3 protein-coding genes are annotated in these 3,641 nt (G+C 46.9%); all 3 read right to left on the bottom strand.

The window, feature by feature from the left end; genetic code table 11:
- Nucleotides 1–226 precede the first annotated feature (226 nt).
- Nucleotides 227–715, bottom strand: a complete 489-nt coding sequence (locus tag IH879_21485; GenBank protein MCH7677500.1) for a hypothetical protein — start codon at nucleotides 713–715, stop codon at nucleotides 227–229.
- A 141-nt stretch (nucleotides 716–856) separates the two neighbouring features.
- Complete coding sequence (locus tag IH879_21480) at nucleotides 857–2,515, bottom strand: serine hydrolase (GenBank protein MCH7677499.1); 1,659 nt, start codon at nucleotides 2,513–2,515, stop codon at nucleotides 857–859.
- Between the two features lie 69 nt (nucleotides 2,516–2,584).
- Nucleotides 2,585–3,577 (bottom strand): 4Fe-4S dicluster domain-containing protein, encoded by a 993-nt coding sequence (locus tag IH879_21475; GenBank protein ID MCH7677498.1) that lies wholly within the window; start codon nucleotides 3,575–3,577, stop codon nucleotides 2,585–2,587.
- Nucleotides 3,578–3,641 lie beyond the last annotated feature (64 nt).

Here is a 3,641-nt window from a genome sequence, read left to right as displayed (position 1 = left end):
CAGGCGTAAAAGCCGCCGAAGAATTTTAATTTGGGATTGCGTTCAACCAGATAGATTTCAGTTGAATCCGGATCGCGGGTGAGGACGATGCTGACGGCGGTGCGTTTGGCCATTTATTATTTTTTTAACATTAAAAGTAAGGAAATGTCATGCCAACATGTTTTTAGCAGGCATCCAGATTTTTGGATGCCCGACTAAAAGATCTCGGGCATGACAACAACGGGTACTAAATCATTTTTTCAGCGTATTTCAGTGTCCTTCGCTGTTTAAAATCAAAACGAGGCAATTCAATCTCATCCAGTAACTTTTCTTCTAATAAATCCGCCCAGGTATTCATGTACAAAATTACATCTTCGCGGCAATTGTGTTTGAGCGGTTTGCGCTCATGGGGAATTCTGTCCAGAATGTCTGGTGCGGAAAGCCGCTCAAGGCGGACTAAATCATCCCGGGTAAATCCCATTTCCAGCATGGCTGTTATGATGTGGTCGATTGGATAATTGCTGGTGGGACAATAATCGATGACTTTTTCTCCCCAATCCCCGGCCTTTTCCAGCGCCCGGGCGTGAATTTCTGCTTTGGAAAGCTTGGTGACCGTTTGCACCAAATGACCGCAGTTGCAATTGCCCTGGTGGCTCCAATTGTATTCGGCGCCGCCCGTAAGACGGCGGGCAGTTTCTCTTAAGACGCTTATCATTTTTAGGTTTGAAGCTATCATGACCTTTATTTGAACGAATTAACTTAACCCTGACAGGGATTTCTTACTGTTTTTATGCCTGAAACATGCGTTTCCAAAACCCTGTCAGGGTTGGTAAAGGAAATTATGAATCAATACACTAGAAGTCCTAGAATGAAAGTGTCATTGCGATTTCGTCGACACTTTTTCATTCATTTTTTTGAGCATTTCCTCTGCGTTAACATTATTGGGGCTTAATTCCAAGGACTTCTTGAAATTCTTAGTCGCAAGCTCATATTGTTTATTGATCATGTATGCTTCGCCAAGGCTGTCGTATGTGTTGAAGGCGCCGGTATAGGCCTTGACATTTAATTTGAAAATTTCAATGGCGTCGGTCACTCTATTGACTCCAAGCAGTTGATAACCTAATCTATTTAGCTCTGATTCGCTAAAAAAATGCGACTGGGAATTGCTCATCGCATGGTATTGCTTAACCGCAGCAGCGATGCCTTTATCGGCGATTGTTTGATACAGATCTGCAATGGAGTTGCTAGAATGTAGAGTCAGACGATTTGGTTTACCGGATTCATCCAATTCGAAAATCAGAAATCGCTCACTATCCTCTACAAAAAATTTCGTTCTTGATAGTGGGGAAATTGCAAATTTACCTGAAGATGGCACGTCTACAAGCAACCCATGTCCAGATTTTTTAACGCTCATAGTCTGGTTATTAAACTCATATTCTCTGACATACATATCCAAAGTCCTATCGTCCAGGTCGACAAAACTCATCGATTTCGAAGGCACTTCTAACGCGACCAGTTCCGGGTTCGGGTTTGGCTCCGATATCTTTGCAGCGCGAATTTTAGCGACCAGTTCCAGAGTTTCGGAGGTGCGCACCCGATCTCCCACATAGGTGTTCACGCGCATGATAATAACAAGATTTTCTTCTTGAACCACTCCGATGACATGCCCACCAGCGCCGAGAGCAAAATACATTCCAGGCGCCTTTACCGGACCTTCGATCCACCACATGTATCCGTATCCGCCTTCACTTGCCTCGGAGTAAGATGTTGTACTCTCCTTTATCCATTCTTTAGAGATAATCTGTTCGTCATTCCAGCGACCCGCGCGCAGGAATAATAACCCGTAACGGGCCATGTCCTGAGCAGACATCCTGAACGGGTATGCGGGGTAGATCGAGTTATGCGCTTCCAGATGATGATAGCCATCGCTAACGCGGTAATCTTGCATTTGTAGCGGATCAGCAATGCGGTTTTTAAAGGCAACAAAAATATCCGTCCCGGTTTCTTTTTCGAAAATTGCCCCTGCAGTATTGAAGTCCCAGTTGTTATAGTACCAGAATGTGTTCGGTGGATGGCTGTCACGCTTTGGACGTCTTCTCTTCATACCGGCAGTTTCGTAGGCGGCAGAATGATAAACCCCCGAACGGGCTTTGAGCAAGTCCCGGACTTTTGCCTGTTTTTCCACGTCCGTAAGCTTATCCTTATCATCGATGTTTAAATCTGCCAGCGTTTTATCGAGATCGATTTTGCCTTCGGCGACATAAACTCCATAGAGCCCACTCAAAAAGCTTTTTCGGATTGAGTGACACATAAAACGCCTCGACACCTCACCCCATGAAACGAGCACATTGCCGTCATAGATAGCCATGAAAGCAGCCGCATCCAGGCTGTCATAGTATGCTTTTGCAATCTGTAATTTTCCCGAAGACCAACCTGCTTCTTCCGGGGTTTTGTATTGTTGCCAGGTTTGCTGTGGATTTTGAGCAAATACACATGATGCTAGAAAAAGAAGAAGAAAGATTCTTTTAAACTTCATTTGTACCTCCCATTCACTTTTGCTTTAGTCTATAGTTTTTGCTTTCACTCATAGCAGCTTTCTTTTATATCAAAGACTCTGAGTTCTCTGTGTCTCTGTGGCATTCTTTCGCCGGGCCATCATCTTATCAAACAACCACTCGCCCCGGCCGGGCTCGCTCCAGGGGCAGACTTCGATACAAATGGCACAGCCGAAGGTTTTTACAAAATAAGGAATACATTTGTCAAAATCGACATACCACTTCTGTTCGCCGCGCACCACTTGCTTCTCATTAAAAATAGCATCCGGCGGGCAATCGAGCACACAACGTTTGCAGTTCACACAAACATCATCGACTGCCAGGTCAACCGGTTCATCCGTGGCCAGCGGCAGGTCGGTGGCCACTGCCGCCAGCCGAAAATTAGAGCCAAATTCTTTGCTGATCATGGAGCCATGTTTGCCAAGCTGGCCCAGACCTGCATTAATGGCCAACGGGATGTGCAGAATGTCCGTGCTGTTGGGATTGCCGTAGGCTTTAGCCGGCCAGCCCATTGCCCGGATGGCTTCACCAAGCTCAATGGCGATGCGCGAGATTACCCGGTAAGCCCGCATCACCTCAACTCCGGCGCGTTCATGCGGAACCTCGCTCATCTCTTCCCGGTCCATGGACAACCCAATGCAAATCGCATATTTGAAGGGAATCTCGCGGCCTTCATAAACAGCCTCGTCGATCATGTGGGTAATGCCAACCAATTCCGCGCCGAGCTCCTTCGCTTTGGCTTTGATTTCAGCGGCCATCGCTTCCGGGTCGTTAACTTCTCGTCGGTTCCGATTCACCGGACCGTCCTGGCGACGGAGCTGCCAAACGTTTGCGAGGATGTGTTTGACAATTCCCCAAATACTGATGTAGCTGAAAAACTCATCTAATCCATGCCAGGGCAACCTGCCACCGCCTGGATCGTGGAAAACATGCCTGGCTCGAACCTTTTCCTTCATGCCTAAACCATTGATCTCGTTCCCGGGTTGGGGCGGTGTTTTATACCCAAAAGCATAAGTGGGCGGCGGTGGATTGTGTAGCTTCATGACTTCACTTCCTCATCTACCCAAAAGATTTCACCCTGTGCCTGCTTCTGACGGTAGAGATGGC

It is taken from the genome of candidate division KSB1 bacterium (assembly GCA_022562085.1).
GTDB lineage: Bacteria > Zhuqueibacterota > Zhuqueibacteria > Oceanimicrobiales > Oceanimicrobiaceae > Oceanimicrobium.
Note: the sequence above shows the minus strand (reverse complement) of the source record. Positions and strands in the feature narration are given on the sequence as shown.

Coding starts and splice junctions, on each gene's coding strand:
- IH879_21480 (MCH7677499.1), bottom strand. CDS start 2,515: ATGAAGTTTAAAAGAATCTTTCTTCTTCTTTTTCTAGCATCATGTGTA.
- IH879_21475 (MCH7677498.1), bottom strand. CDS start 3,577: ATGAAGCTACACAATCCACCGCCGCCCACTTATGCTTTTGGGTATAAA.
- IH879_21485 (MCH7677500.1), bottom strand. CDS start 715: ATGATAGCTTCAAACCTAAAAATGATAAGCGTCTTAAGAGAAACTGCC.